The organism is Bartonella sp. AA86SXKL, assembly GCF_042196885.1.
In genome coordinates, this window is the sequence record NZ_JBHIRE010000001.1 from 186,327 (window position 1) to 201,561 (window position 15,235).

The window sequence follows — 15,235 nt, forward strand, 5'->3', positions numbered from 1 at the left end:
CTTCTTATTCAATAACCACATTAAAAAATAATATCTTCATTTTACGCTACTTATTTCGTTTTTGTATAAAAAACGATTTCTTTAAGCTATAGAACTTCAAAACGAGATGAAAATATACCATCACTCTGTTAAGAAATAAACCATACTCTTTATATCACAAGCAATCTGATGCAAAATTTTGAAAATACACCCCGGACTCCCCGCAAAAAAGCTTAATCGCCTTACGAATATCACTTCTCGACTTTATGCATTCAATACATTTATGTTCGCAGAATACTCCATCTTTTACTCATTATAGTGCATTCATATTTCGTATTCAATATCGTCCCGATAACACTTTTTCTCAATCTTCAAAAGACCTTGTAAAAATAATAAAATATTATCAAGATATTAATAATAAAACATAAAGAATTTAGATTCTATCTCAATAATCACATACAATTTTGTTTCTTTTGATCTTATTTCCCTATATACTTCATCTCCAATTATTAATTTCTAAAATGATTTTAGTAGCTTATAATAGCTTAATCGTATTATTTTAATGTATTAGACGATATTTTTCTTTCTGTTATAAAAAACTTCTTAAGAATTCTTTGGGAAAGTCTCCTTATCTTATTTCTAAGTAATTTATAAAAAGAAATATAAAACTTTTTTCTATAGCAGTTCTAACATTACCGTTTTTTAAACAATATTTTAATCAATTAAAGACACTTAAATAAATCTTCCTATGCATAAAAACTCTTTCACCCAACCTAAAGGTATAATTTTCATTCTTACCGTACAAAATTGTTCTTTAGCATGAGCTCTATACAACAGCAGACATCTAAATCATATCTATAAAATAGTTGATCTCTCCACTTGTGAAGAAGAAAGCTGGCACCATAACACTATTTTCCAGCTCCCAATGTTTTGCACAACTCTCGATACTTTAGACGATTCATAGGAAGCATTTTTACCCCTTTCTTGTACAGTTTTTATCCACACGCTAATTCCGTTTACAACGTGCAAGGAAATGGTTTTGATTGATTCAACATAAACAAGTTTGGAATGAGAGAATTTTACAATATTCGGATCTCTCATCCAACATGCGAAATAGTGAATTATATTTAAAATCAATATCTTGCTATACTGAAGATACAATATATCTCTTATTTTTTCTTGAGCATTAAAATATTATCCCTAAACACTCAAACTCAACTTACAAAAAAATTCAATGCACAAATAAACTTTTCTGTTGATTTCTTTCCCGCTTTCAAAGGACGAAGATTCTTAATCCAATCTGGACTGAAAAAGTTTGGATTCTTGTCGAGCGGTCTCCTCTTTTCTTCCCACTCATGTGATTCACTTAACTAAAGGCTCTACAGACAAGTCCTGTTTAAAAATATTTACCACGCACTCTAAAAGCACTTAATATATTAAGAAGACTTACAGAATTTATCTCACCATATCTCAAATGATAGTGTTTTTACAGTATAACAGGATAAAAGAATCCACGAACATAATAATTAGATGCTTTAATATACGAGAACAAGAAAGGAAAAGCCCTTCGTTTTTGTTGGTTGCTCTTTAAAAAGAAGGTTCAATTAGAAGTAAGTTTCTTAAATCTCATGACATAACCTTTTGTTATTAGTCTTAAGATGCAAATTATATTATTTCCTACGCTCTGTAGTGCATACCTCGCAATTTATACGCTCATAATAACTTTTAAGCTGCATTTGATTCTGAAGATTGAATCAATAAAGCATAAAGCGCATTGGCATTATGCGTACTGCGCAACTTTTGTACAACATCAGTGTGACGCAAAACACGTGCGATCTGTGATAAAGCTTTTAAGTGATCTGCACCAGCATTTTCAGGTGCTAAAAGGAGAAAAACGAGATCTATAGGTTCGTCGTCAAGAGCTTCAAAATCAACAGGACTTTCAAGACGTGCAAATATACCAATGATCCGATTAATATCAGGTAATTTTCCATGAGGAATCGCAATACCTCCACCCAAACCCGTTGAACCAAGCTTCTCGCGTTGTAAAACAACATCAAAAATCACATGCTCACTAAGACCTGTTAGCTTGGAAGCTTTTTCGGCTAAAATTTGCAGAACCTGTTTTTTCGAATTAGCCTTAAGAGCCGGAATGATCGCTTCCGGTGCTATTAACTCACTCAAATTCATACTTTAATTTTCCTCTTACACGCTAAAATGCTCATCAATAAACCTATAAACGCTATAGATACTTAATGTTCTTTCACTTTTCGCAACATCGCATGTGTTTTTACTTTTCAATTTATAATGGGTGATGGCTCAATACATCTCATATCACTTCTAAAACAATAATAAATAGTATTCGGATCATCATTAACGGCATGAGAAACCAAACAAATGAAGTTGTTCATAAAGTTAATTTCCTTACGACTCTAGAAAAGGCCATTATTCATAAACTTATTAAACTTGTCATAAGAGTTGATGTATAATCCGCCATCAGAGTTTTTCTTTCTTTAAACAATGAGCCCTTAAATTAAGATGAAAAGCATACTGAGCAAAATGGACCTTTACTTTGAAAATTACTGTATAGCTTGAACATCGACTTATAACAAGAATATAAAGATTTTTAGAAATTTAATGATTATTTTAAAAGATTTATAGATTTAGCCTGATATCTGTAGCCAAGCTCCTATTTTCAAATAGGCGATATAAACCAATAAAATACGACAACTCCTATTGAATAACCGCAATATATAAACCGGTGCTCCCATCAAAATACCTAAAACAGCATCATCGATATATTTTTTGATTCGACAGAGAAAAATATGATAAATATCTCTTACCTTTCAATAACACACGCATTTATTGAGAGCTTCGTTTATCACTCATTATCACGTTAATCTAGTGATATCTTTTCTATGATACAATTATGAGTAAGCTAAACTTATAAAACAACAAACTAACCTCTAATGATGAAGCCTTTTTCACCACTCAATAACAACATTAAGGTTATAGTCATAAAAGAAGTTTTGGCATAAATAAGGAAATTTTCAGTAATAATGTTTGGTTAAACTTAAATGGAAACTCGTGAAAGCTGTAAAATCAAAGAGAAAACTGATTTCCCAAATAAATTCTGCGTACATCAACGTTGTTGATAATATCGTTAGGACAACCGTGAACTAACACCCGCCCTGTATGAATAATATAAGCGCGATCGACAAGCCCTAATGTCTCACGCACATTATGATCCGTTATTAAAACACCAATGCCACGCCTCGTTAAATGACGAATAAGTTGTTGAATATCGAAAATAGCGATAGGATCAATTCCTGCAAATGGTTCATCAAGTAACATAAAATGGGGACGAGAAGCTAAAGCGCGTGCAATTTCAAGTCGCCGACGTTCACCTCCAGATAACGAAAGTGCAGACATTTTACGTAAATGATCAATTTTAAATTCATGTAAAAGGCTATCTAACTCTTCACGTTGTTTAAGGCGATCTTTTTCAACGACCTCTAAAACAGCTTTAATGTTATTTTCTACTGAAAGACCACGAAAAATAGACGCTTCCTGTGGAAGATATCCAATACCTAAACGCGCACGTCGATACATCGGAAGATGCGTAATATCAAATCCATCAATTTTAATGGATCCTCCATCAGATTTTATAAGCCCTGTCACCATATAAAAACAAGTTGTTTTACCTGCCCCATTGGGCCCTAAAATGCCAACGGCTTCTCCCGTACGAATGCCAAAAGAAACACCATTAACAGTTCGTCTTCCTCGATAAACTTTAATCAAATTACTAGCAATCAAGGTCCCTTTTAAGGGATTTTTTGAAGCTTCACTTTCAAGATTATACCTATCGGTCTGTTTTTTTCTTTTGATTCCAAACATGAAATCTTAATGGCCATTCTTTTGATTTTGTTTTAAAATAATAGAAACACGACCTTTTTTCTTAGGCGTCTCACAACCTTCTAAAAAAGCCTTTCCGCTTTCCATATTTGCCGTTAGTTTGCACCCCGTTGCCACATTATCACCATCAGTTAACACAACATGATTCCCTGTCAAACTCATCATTTTTGACTTTCCATCAAAAACGCCTTTATCACCCGTAGCAACTTGCGTAGCAATTTTTATATAAACTTTTCCTAAAGCTTCCATTTTTTGTATACTCGACGAACCAAATAAAGAAACAGATGATGCCTTTGTATCTTCCTTGTTTTTATCAATTTCTTTATATGCTTTATCGTAGTAAACAACTAATTCTGCCGTTCTTAAAAGACGTTCACCTTGCACCACTGAAACATCACCCTTAAAAAGCGCTATCCCTTCTTTATCACGTATTTCCAAAGAATCTGCATGAAGTTCTACCGGTTCTTTATCGCTTGATAGACTTATTCCAAAATGGGCCACTTCAGCATATCCTAAAACTGCTCCTCCTCCTAACATTCCCATGCTAAAAGCCAACATCACACCTATCCATCTTTTGTACGATTTCATTATTTCAATTCTTCTGTTTGTATATACACATACTTCTCTTTATAAATATCCTTTAAAGATTTGTATTGATACTGCGTTATTGCTTTTGAAGCACTAAATGCACACCACCATGGAAATATATGTTTTTTCCTTTTTCTCGAATTTGTAAGGCGTTTGCGGCAAGATTCAAACCGGCTTGCTGAATATTAACACGTTGATCTGTTTTTAACTGTCCCTCGGATAAGTTAATACTAGCTGACATAAATTGTACCATCATCCCATCATTCGTCGTAATCGTGAATGGCTTATCCAACTGTAAAAAACCATTAATGTTATCGTAACCCCCCCCTTGTGCGACGAGAAAAACCTGTCGTTGTTGGCCCATAAATGCTCTAGCTGTAATGTTTTGCAACCCAATCATTCCAGCGTGGGTATGATCTTGAAATGCCTTTTCTGCTTTAAGCCAATAAGGTTCATGAGCACGCGTATACCCTTCTAATTTTGGATTGAGCATCGTCAAATTCATCACGCCACTTTCTCCATTATTCAAAGGCATAGAATCAGAAGTAACGGGAACCAAGAAAAACGTAAACCAGCAAAAAACCAGCGCTGAAATCAACGCTAAGAGAGGTAAAAAAATTTTTAATATGCTAATGCGACGCGAATGACGGGATGCTTTTTTTAAAACATCTCCAAAAGATGATTGCGTTGAAAAGACTTCATAATGATTGTGTACGGACATACTCTCCTGATCTCTTAAATCCTCCGCATTTTTAATCTGTATACCCTTTATAGAAGGTATTTTCAAATTTTGTTTCTTGCAATTTGTTTTTTCTTGATTTTATTTTGCTTTTATCCGTTTATATATTGTAATATGCATGGAGTGCACAATTACAAAATTTTTTTGTGTGAAAGTGAGGCTATTGTGGTAAAATCAGAGCTTGTACAAATTATCGCTCGTCATAACCCGCATCTTTTTCAACGGGATGTGGAGAATATTGTAAACGCTATTTTTGAGGAAATTGCAACAGCACTTGCAAATGGCAATCGCGTTGAACTTCGTGGATTTGGAGCTTTTTCTGTAAAAAGCCGTTCAGCCCGTAATGGACGTAACCCACGAACAGGTGAAGCCGTTTCTGTTGAAGAAAAGTGGATTCCTTTTTTTAAAACTGGCAAGGATTTACGCGACCGTCTTAATCAGTGAGAAACTTATGATAATTAAACGTATTCTTCTAACAAGTATCGGTGTGATTCTCGCAGCGGTTTTGATTGTTTTTATCGTGGCTAATCGTCAAATGGTTCCGTTAACCCTTGATCCTTTTCGAGCAAATCCTGAAAGTTTTACTTATCATGCTCCCCTCTTTATATGGCTCTTTATTTTCTTTGTTTTTGGTATTTTATTAGGAAATCTGATCAGTTGGTTTTCCTACCACAAATACAAAAAAGCTCTCAAAAAAAGTAAAGCCGAGATTGAAAAATTGAAAACATCTATCACAAATCTGGTGTAATGGTATTTAAATGAAATCTTTTCTCTCTGTATTCTATATTCAGTACAGAGTTAAAAGTGCTCTTTTTCTTTTTTATACATGTTTTAATTGACTTTAGCTTTTTTGCACTTTTACGAAACATTTAAGAGCTTTATAATATATTTTTATACCTCATATACCGTGATACAAAACATGCCCGCACAATGCTTTCAATTCTCCCATAACAATAGATATCCGCAGGAAAAGCTGCCCCTTATTTTAGAAACGGGTATAAGCGAAAACTATGCTCTCATTGATTCTGGTCATGGACAAAAATTAGAACGTTATGGAGCTTACCGCATTATTCGACCAGAAGGTCAAGCACTATGGAAACCCGCTTTACCACAAAAACAATGGGCTGATGTTGATGCTATTTTCACAGGAAACCTTGATGAAGAAGGGGTTGGGCGTTGGCATTTTCCTAAAAAGCCACTTGATGAAACATGGGCTCTTGCTTGGAATGGATTGTCTTTTCTAGGCCGTTTTACTTCCTTTCGTCATGTGGGGGTTTTTCCTGAACAAGATGCCCATTGGCGCTCTATGGAAGAACAAATTGTTAAAGCCGAACGCCCTATAAAATTGTTGAATCTTTTTGGCTATACAGGTATTGCCTCTTTGATTGGAGCACGAGCGGGTGCGAATGTTACCCATGTTGATGCTTCTAAAAAAGCCATTGCGTGGGCAAAAGCTAATCAAGAAAGAGCAGGATTACCAGATCATTCTATTCGCTGGATTTGCGATGATGCTATGAAATTTGTCGAGCGTGAACTGCGTCGTAAGAAAAGCTATGATATGATTCTTCTTGATCCCCCTGCTTATGGGCGTGGACCCCATGGTGAAATTTGGCAACTGTTTGATCATTTACCCGCTATGATCACAAATTGTCGTAAACTTCTCTCTGATAAACCGCTCTCTGTTGTCCTTACGGCTTATTCTATTCGTGCTTCCTTCTTTGCACTTCATGCTTTAATGCGTGATGCATTTGTAAATCTTGGTGGTACGGTCGAATCAGGAGAACTCATTTTGCGTGAAGAAGTTGCAGGACGTGCTCTTTCTACTTCTCTTTTTAGCCGTTGGATTGCTTGAATATGTGTAGACCCAAAACTGGTAGAGTGAAAGAAATTACCTCTCTTAGCAACCCCATCATAAAAAATCTTAAAGCACTTAGCCAAAAGAAAAACCGTAATAGAGAAGGTCTTTTCATGGCAGAAGGATTGAAATTGGTCATTGATGCTCTCAATCTTGGCTGGACAATACAGACGCTTATTTTTTCTAAAAGTGAAATCGGTAATGCTACTATCGAAAATACTGCCGCACGTGCTGTAGCCAACGGTGGTTTTGTTATTAAAGCCTCACAAAAGGTTATGGAATCACTTACCCGACGCGATAATCCACAAACAGTTATTGGTATTTTCAAGCAAAAATGGCACTCTTTTGAAATGATAAAAGGGCAGATTAAAGATGTTTACATCGCGCTTGATCGTGTACGTGATCCTGGAAACCTTGGTACCATTATTCGAACCGCTGATGCTGTAGGTGCTAAAGGTGTTATTTTAATTGGCGAGACAACAGACCCTTTCTCGCCTGAAACAGTCCGTGCAACCATGGGATCTATTTTCTCTGTACCACTTTATCGTTTTGATGAAAACGGCTTTTTAAACTGGTCTTCTCACTTTAAAGGCATGATCGTTGGCACGCATCTCAAAGGATCTCTGGATTATCGGACACTTGATTTCAAAAATGGTCCTGTTATCCTTTTAATGGGGAATGAAAAACAGGGATTATCAGATCTTCTTACGAATCGGTGTGATAAACTTACGCGTATTCCACAAAGCGGACGAGCAGACTCGCTTAATCTAGCTGTAGCAACAGCTGTTATGCTTTATGAAATCCGTCGCCCCTATTTAATACTGGAACCATGTGAGGAAAAACATGATTCGTAAATCACTCCCTTTTCTTCTCTTGGGCTTGGCTTTTACAGTAGTACTTGATCAAGCTGTCAAATACTGGGTTATGCACAATATGCCTTTAGGAACAGAAATTTCGCTTATTCCTTTTCTTTCCCTTTATCATGTGCGCAATTCTGGCATTGCATTTTCGTTTTTTTCTTCCTTTTCTCAGTGGGGAATCATCGCCATCACGATCATTGTGATTATCTTTCTTCTATGGTTATGGAAAAATACTGAATATAATAAGTCTTTAATGCGCTTTGGCCTTATTCTTATTATTGGGGGAGCCATCGGCAATCTCATTGATCGTATTCGCTTTCATCATGTCACTGATTATATACTTTTTCATATTGATGATATTTTTTATTTTGCTATTTTCAACCTTGCAGATAGTTTTATCACTCTCGGTGTTATTGCCATCCTTATTGAAGAATTGCGTACTTGGATGAAAGCAAGGCGTCATTCCAATAGTACATCTTCTCACTGATATGTTCAGTGCCTTAGAAAACAGAGATTATTGACCGTCACAAGTCTGATTACGCATTGATTTCTCTTAATCAATTCTTGTTGCTCGTCATTTCACGTGTTTCTCTTCATGGGACTATAAAATCTTACTTTCTTTTCAACTTTACATTTCTACACTTAGTTAGTGCAAAAGAAATGAACTCAAATAGAATCAATATTTTTTATCCATGTGTCCTACATCACAATTTTTGAGGAGACATTTCACAGCATTTGAAGTTCTGTTTATTTGATTTGAACAATTGCTTTTCGTACGTTTTTTAGTTTTTACAGATATCGATTTTACAGAGCCTTTCTTAAGTGCTTCGTTTAAAAACTCTCCTTTTTTATTTTATATATTGTTTAATAAAAAACATTTTTTCAACTATTTTCAATGGTGTCTTGTTAAAGCAACATATTGATTATAAATATAAATTACCGTTTTTCATATTGAATAAAAGCCCTTACTATCCTAAATCTCTTTTATTTGGAATCTGTTCATGTTGAATCCATTAAAACAATGTCTCTTGCAAGACACAAGTCAATAATCTTGATTGATTTAATATGAACAGATTTTCAACCAGAGAATCTTGCGATATTCGGAGTATCATTTAGCATTCAAAAAGACAATTTATCATTATACATCAATATATTATATAAAAATCCAATTCAATAGCTCTTATAAACGTGCAAAACAGATGCAATATTAGAGGTTGAAAATAGTGTGATGATACTTGCCGCTCTTCTCATAAACGCAAAAATAGTGAATATTTTATAAGGGATTGTATTACATAGTTTTTGTGAAAATAGAAAAAATTTTGAGTGTAGTCTTTTTATCTTGCAAAAATATGGCAAAAAATGGGAATATTTTTTATTAAAATGAACTATTTCCTTACCAATTTGTAAGGTTCCTTCTTCATATAAATCTCTTGTAATTTTTAAATAAATCTCCATAATAAGAGCATATATGCTGGAATTCTGTCAGTGATTCTTAAGGGTTTTTGTATTTGCCCAATTAAGGCTTATACCAAGCTTATCTGTGTAATGACAGAGACACCTTTAAAGCCCTATACCTGACAGAACATATGCTAAAGGATTTTATATTATGGCTAATTTTAAAGATTTACGTTCGGCACCTGCTTCTCATGCCGATGCATCAATTGATCAGGGATTACGCGACTATATGTTGGGTGTCTACAATGCAATGGCCATTGGTTTGCTTATTACAGCTGCTGCCGCTTATGCAATTGTATCATTAGCAACGACAACAGATATGAGCCAAGCAGCAGCTCAAATCAATAGCAGTGTTTATCTAACACCATTTGGAGTAACATTTTATACATCGCCATTCTCTTATATTGTTATGTTTGCACCACTCATAGCAGTCTTATTTCTCAGTTTTAAAATTAATACATTGAGCACAAATGCTGCTCGTAGTCTCTTTTTTGGTTATGCTGCTCTGGTTGGTCTTTCACTGTCTTCAATCGTTTTGCGCTATACGACAGAAAGTGTTGTGCAAACCTTTGTCATTTCCGCCGCAACTTTTGGAGCTCTTTCACTTTATGGATACACAACAAAGCGTGATCTCACAGCAATCGGTTCATTCTTATTCATTGGATTGATCGGCTTGTTGCTTTCCATGATTGTGAACATTTTTCTTGGATCAAGCGCTTTGCAGTTTGCTATCTCTGTGATTGGTGTTTTTATCTTTGCTGGTTTAACAGCCTACGATACCCAGAGCATTAAGTTGATGTATTATGAAGGAGATGAAAGCGATACCAGAGGACGTAAAGTTATTATGGGCGCGCTGAATCTTTATCTTGATTTCATCAATATGTTTGTCTTCTTGCTACAGTTTCTTGGCTCAAACCGTGATTGATTGTAAAAATCATTACTTAATTAAAGAACCTTGTTTCTAAAAGAGACAAGGTTCTTTTGTTTTTAGTGTAAATCTTTATCCTCTGCTTCTTAGAAACTATTCTTTTCGCAAAATGACAAAAATCCCTTATAAGCAAAAATTCCCTTGGTTTACCGGTTTTATCCAACAAAAACTCCATAGCTCCTTTTTAAATACAACTCACAGCCGCTCTCATCATCAATCAAACATCGTCAATCAAAATAGTAATTATGATCTGACCGTTGCTTCCTATAATGTGCATAAATGTGTAGGTGTTGATAAAGTTTTTAATCCTACAAGAATTGTCCGTGTTATTACTGAATTACAAGTTGATATCCTTGCTCTTCAAGAAGCAGATAAACGTTTTGGGGAACGCATCGGTTTGATTAATCTTCAGCTATTAAAAGCTGAAACCGGTTTGATTCCTGTACCTCTTAATACTACGTCACCTCATGGCCATGGTTGGCATGGGAATGCTCTTTTTTTGCGAAAGGGATATGTACGTGATACTTTACAAGTCACTCTTCCTAGTATTGAACCACGTGGGGCTGTAATTGTAGAGTTGGAAATGGCAGCAGGCCCTATTCGTATTATTGCGGCTCATTTTGGCTTATTACGTTACTCTCGTAAACAACAAACAAAAATGCTCCTTGAAATTTTCCAAAAACGCCCCCTTATGCCTACACTCCTCATAGGAGATTTTAATGAATGGCGAATGGGAAAAGGCTCATCTTTAAATCATTTTTCTCCCTATTTTGATAGCACTTTTGAAGTTGTACCAAGCTTTCCCTCTCGTTTTCCTTTGTTAGCCCTTGATAGAGTTTTTTCTTTTCCCCACCAATTGGTAACAAGTATTGAAAATCATTATTCACCACTTGCACGCATTGCTTCAGATCATTTGCCTATCAAAGCCTATCTTAATCTTTCCAACGCAATCAATATTCTTAAAAATAAATAAAAAAAATTAATGTGCCTCATCCCAATTTTGAGCCGTCATAACTTTTACTTCAAGCGGTACAGATAAAGATAGAACCGGTATTGTAGCATTTTCCATAACATTTTTAACAACAGTCATGGTTTTTTTACTTTCTTCTTCTGGTACTTCAAAAATCAGTTCATCATGAACTTGCAGCAACATTTTTGCTGATAGTTTTTCTTCTTTTAAAGCATCTCCCATATGTATCATAGCGCGACGAATAATATCTGCTGCAGAACCTTGAATTGGAGCATTGATAGCTGCCCGCTCATTAAGAGAACGAATTTTTACATTCTTTGCTTTTATCTCTGGATAATGGATACGACGTCCAAAAATTGTTTCTACATAACCATTTTCACGTGCAAAGATTTTGGTCTTCTCCATATAATCTTTAATTCCTGGAAATCTTTCAAAATACAGTTGAATATAACGACCCGCTTCTTGGCGTGAAATTCCCAATTGATTGGCTAGTCCAAAAGCTGAAATACCATAAATAATACCAAAATTAATCGCTTTTGCACGCCGTCGTATATCTGAATGCATTCCTTCTATCGCAACACCAAACATTTGTGATGCCGTTATAGCGTGAATATCATGCCCTTTAGCAAAAGCTTCTTTTAATGCTTTTATATCCGCAATATGTGCAAGAATGCGCAACTCAATCTGACTATAATCAGCAGAAAGTAACACATGTCCTTTGGGAGCAATAAAAGCTGTTCGAATTTTACGTCCTTCAGCAGTTCGCACTGGAATATTTTGCAAATTTGGCTCTGATGATGATAACCGACCTGTTGATGTTATTGCCAAAGAATAATTTGTATGAACTCGCCCTGTTTTTGAAAAAATATAAGAAGGCAAGGCATCTGTATAGGTAGATTTTAGCTTTGAAAGTTGACGCCACTCAATAATTTTACGCGGTAAAATATGACCTTCAGCAGCCAACTCTTCTAAGGTCCGTGCAGAAGTTGACCATTGTCCACCCTTAGTTTTAGCGCCTCCAGGCAATCCCATTTTGCCAAAAAGGATATCCCCTAATTGCTTTGGCGAAGCAAGATTAAACTTTTCATCAGCTTGTTTGTAAATTTCCTCTTCTAGAATCAAAGCAGCTTGTGCCAACTCTCCTGAAAGACGCAATAAAATCTGCCTATCAATAAGAATCCCCCGTTCTTCCATTCTTGCAAGAACTTCTACAAGAGGCCGATCAAGACGCTCATAAATTTTTGTCATTCCACGAGCAACAAGTTGCGGTTTCAATACTTGCCAAAGACGTAGCTTTATATCAGCATCTTCCGCCGCATAAAGGGTTGCTTGTTTTAAATCTACTTGTGCAAAAGAAGTAATTTTTTTCCCGTTATGCGTTAAATCTTTATAGACAATTGGTTTATGCTCAAGCCAACGTTCAGACAAATCATCCATATTATGGGTTAACATTCCAGCATCAAAAGCATATGATAAAAGCATGATGTCGTCAAAAGAGCTTATCATAATGTCATATTGCTTCATCACCAACCAATCATATTTTATATTATGACCAATTTTTAACACCGCTGAATCTTCTAATATCGGTTTTAAAAGTGCTAAAGCTTTTTGGTCCTCAATCTGTGAGGCAATGCGCCCGCCCCTCAAAAGGTCCTCTTCTCCTTCATCAAAATGTTCAAGAGGTATATAAGCTGCTTTTTCCGGCTGTAATGCGAGTGAAAAACCAACAAGCTTTGCTTGCATCGGATCAAGAGATGTTGTTTTAGTATCAAAAGCAAAAAAACCCTGCTCTTGTGCTTGTGATAACCAGTCTTTTAAAATTTCCTCATCAAGAATTGTTGTATAAGCATCTCTTGTAATTTTTTGAGTCAGCGCTTGATCTTTACGTTTTTGTGCAAAAACTTGTGGAGAATTTTCAGAAAAATTATGAAGAGATGCGCGCTCAGTATTCTTGATATAAGAATCATGCCTGATATCAGAATCATTCCTGGGGCTTAGTTTTTCCCATTCAACATCTATATCAAGTGCGTCAATAACAGCTGCATCGCATGTCGTTGCCTCTGCCACGCGACGCGTTAATGTTGAAAACTCCATCGCTTTCAAAAAAGCAATTAAACGTGGACCATCTTGTGGCTCCAAAATAAAATCATCTAAATCATTATCTATAGGAACATCTGTTTTAAGCCTGACAAGTTCACGAGATATTTTAACTTGTTCTCTATAAGCTTGAATGTTTTCACGTCGTTTTGTTTGTTTAATTTCTGTTACGTTTTGCAATAAAAGATCAAGAGAACCAAATTCATTTAACAACTGAGCTGCAGTTTTTGGACCAATGCCTGGAATACCCGGTACATTATCCGTTGAATCTCCAATTAATGCTTGTAAATCAATCATTTTTTCAGGCGCAACACCCCATTTTTCTATAACTTCTGAGATACCTATATGCTTATCTTTCATTCCATCATACAAAGATACATGCGTATTTACGAGTTGCATAAGATCCTTATCAGAAGAAATAATGGTTGTTTTTGCCCCAACCTTTGTTGCCAACTTTGCATAGGTAGCAATTAAATCATCCGCTTCAAAGCCTTCCTTTTCAATACAAGGCAAATTAAAAGCCTTCGTTGCTTGGCGTATTAGCGCAAATTGAGGAATTAGATCTTCAGGAGGTTCAACACGATTCGCTTTATATTCAGGATAAATTTGTTTCCGAAAAGTATCAGATGAATAATCAAAAATAACAGCAAAATGTGTTGGAACAACACCCGTAGCTGTATTACGAGCATCACAAAGTAATTTCCATAACATATTGCAAAAACCAGCTACTGCTCCTACAGGAAGTCCATCCTTTTTACGTTTTAAAGGCGGCAAAGCATAATAAGCACGAAAAATATAGCCTGATCCGTCAACCAAAAAAAGATGATCTGTTGCTTTCATGACAATTTTTTCTCCATTTCAGCTAAAAAAACAAATTACCCTTATATATTTTTTCACTTTGCCTCTAAAAAGCCATTTTTTCTCTTCATAAAACGTGAAGTCGTTGCACTTTATATTAAGTACCTAGAGCTTTTCTTTGCTGTTACAGGATTAATAGCTTTCATTTTGCTCCTCCTATGATAGCTGAGGTACGATGTAGCGACAGGGTCGTTGTGGTGTTCCCCTCCCCACAACGACCGTTTTTTTTGACATCTATATTCTTTAATTTCAATCGTAACTCTTTTAGATAAAAGATGATGTTATTCATGAATTTTGAAGTTTTTCCACAGAGCTTTTTCACCCATTTTGTAGATAAAATCAGCGTGTAACTTTTTTTCTTGCGTACTCAATCTTGAAGGTAAAACCTGTGGGCGAATTTTAACGGCATAAGATGTATCTTTATCGTTCTGGATATGTTCATCAATACCCCTTCTGTTATCAAAACCCAATACACCTTGCTTTCCACCGATGAGCTCAATATAAACATCAGCTAGAATCTCTGCATCAAGCAAAGCACCATGAAGAACACGATGGCTGTTATCAATTCCAAAACGTTTGCATAAAATATCAAGAGAATTAGGACCCATAGGAAATTTACGCCGCGCCATAGCCAATGTATCAAGAATATTATCAATACTGATAAGCGGTTTGTTGACGCGTTTTAATTCTGCATTAATAAAACCAATATCAAAACTCGCATTATGCGCAATCATTGTCGCGTCTTTGATAAATTCCAAAAATTCATCAACAATATCACTAAAACTTTTCTCGTTTTTCAAGCGTTCATTGGTTAATCCGTGAATTGCTACAACTTCATCAGGAATAATAACGCCTTCAGGGTTTAAATAAACATGAAATTGGCGTCCTGTGAGATAACGATCAACCATTTCTACACAACCAATTTCGATTATGCGATCTTTCTCTTTATCTAAACCTGTTGTTTCTGTATCAAAAATAATTTCACGCATGA

General features: G+C 35.5%; 13 protein-coding genes. 7 read left to right on the forward strand and 6 right to left on the reverse strand.

From position 1 onward, the window contains the following. Window positions 1-1,704: 1,704 nt before the first annotated feature. The 4 genes from ptsN to lptC form a co-directional block, all read right to left on the reverse strand. The gene (gene ptsN / locus ACFIO5_RS00650) at window positions 1,705-2,169 is read right to left on the reverse strand and encodes a PTS IIA-like nitrogen regulatory protein PtsN (RefSeq protein ID WP_375612779.1); all 465 of its coding nucleotides are present in this window, start codon (window positions 2,167-2,169) and stop codon (window positions 1,705-1,707) included. A gap of 912 nt (window positions 2,170-3,081) precedes the next feature. Continuing rightward, entirely contained in the window at window positions 3,082-3,876 is a 795-nt protein-coding gene (lptB, locus tag ACFIO5_RS00655) for an LPS export ABC transporter ATP-binding protein (RefSeq protein ID WP_012754448.1), read from the reverse strand. Window positions 3,877-3,882: 6 nt separating this feature from the next. Continuing rightward, the gene (locus ACFIO5_RS00660; protein ID WP_375622043.1) at window positions 3,883-4,482 is read right to left on the reverse strand and encodes an LptA/OstA family protein; all 600 of its coding nucleotides are present in this window, start codon (window positions 4,480-4,482) and stop codon (window positions 3,883-3,885) included. A gap of 76 nt (window positions 4,483-4,558) precedes the next feature. Then, window positions 4,559-5,203, reverse strand: a complete 645-nt coding sequence (gene lptC / locus ACFIO5_RS00665) for an LPS export ABC transporter periplasmic protein LptC (protein ID WP_375701162.1) — start codon at window positions 5,201-5,203, stop codon at window positions 4,559-4,561. A gap of 183 nt (window positions 5,204-5,386) precedes the next feature. On the opposite strand from lptC, the gene ihfB reads away from it, so the two are divergent. From ihfB to ACFIO5_RS00700, 7 genes are all read left to right on the forward strand, one after another. Next, complete coding sequence (ihfB, locus tag ACFIO5_RS00670) at window positions 5,387-5,665, forward strand: integration host factor subunit beta (protein WP_273790186.1); 279 nt, start codon at window positions 5,387-5,389, stop codon at window positions 5,663-5,665. Between the two features lie 7 nt (window positions 5,666-5,672). After that, a complete protein-coding gene (locus tag ACFIO5_RS00675) occupies window positions 5,673-5,969 on the forward strand; it encodes a lipopolysaccharide assembly protein LapA domain-containing protein (RefSeq protein ID WP_375617461.1) in 297 nt (98 codons plus the stop codon). 171 nt (window positions 5,970-6,140) lie between these two features. Further along, complete coding sequence (locus ACFIO5_RS00680) at window positions 6,141-7,073, forward strand: class I SAM-dependent methyltransferase (RefSeq protein WP_375620886.1); 933 nt, start codon at window positions 6,141-6,143, stop codon at window positions 7,071-7,073. A gap of 2 nt (window positions 7,074-7,075) precedes the next feature. Next, window positions 7,076-7,930, forward strand: a complete 855-nt coding sequence (locus ACFIO5_RS00685; RefSeq protein WP_375668167.1) for a TrmH family RNA methyltransferase — start codon at window positions 7,076-7,078, stop codon at window positions 7,928-7,930. Then, complete coding sequence (gene lspA, locus ACFIO5_RS00690; protein WP_375611348.1) at window positions 7,920-8,423, forward strand: signal peptidase II; 504 nt, start codon at window positions 7,920-7,922, stop codon at window positions 8,421-8,423. Before ACFIO5_RS00685 ends, lspA begins: the two co-directional genes overlap by 11 nt. Before the next feature lie 1,119 nt (window positions 8,424-9,542). Beyond that, window positions 9,543-10,316 (forward strand): Bax inhibitor-1/YccA family protein, encoded by a 774-nt coding sequence (locus ACFIO5_RS00695; RefSeq protein WP_375611347.1) that lies wholly within the window; start codon window positions 9,543-9,545, stop codon window positions 10,314-10,316. A gap of 112 nt (window positions 10,317-10,428) precedes the next feature. Further along, the gene (locus ACFIO5_RS00700) at window positions 10,429-11,292 is read left to right on the forward strand and encodes an endonuclease/exonuclease/phosphatase family protein (RefSeq protein WP_375633643.1); all 864 of its coding nucleotides are present in this window, start codon (window positions 10,429-10,431) and stop codon (window positions 11,290-11,292) included. A 6-nt stretch (window positions 11,293-11,298) separates the two neighbouring features. On the opposite strand, the gene polA is transcribed toward ACFIO5_RS00700, so the two are convergent. After that, entirely contained in the window at window positions 11,299-14,226 is a 2,928-nt protein-coding gene (gene polA, locus ACFIO5_RS00705; RefSeq protein ID WP_375642790.1) for a DNA polymerase I, read from the reverse strand. 299 nt (window positions 14,227-14,525) lie between these two features. Further along, entirely contained in the window at window positions 14,526-15,233 is a 708-nt protein-coding gene (gene dnaQ, locus ACFIO5_RS00710; RefSeq protein ID WP_375633965.1) for a DNA polymerase III subunit epsilon, read from the reverse strand. Between the last annotated feature and the right edge of the window lie 2 nt (window positions 15,234-15,235).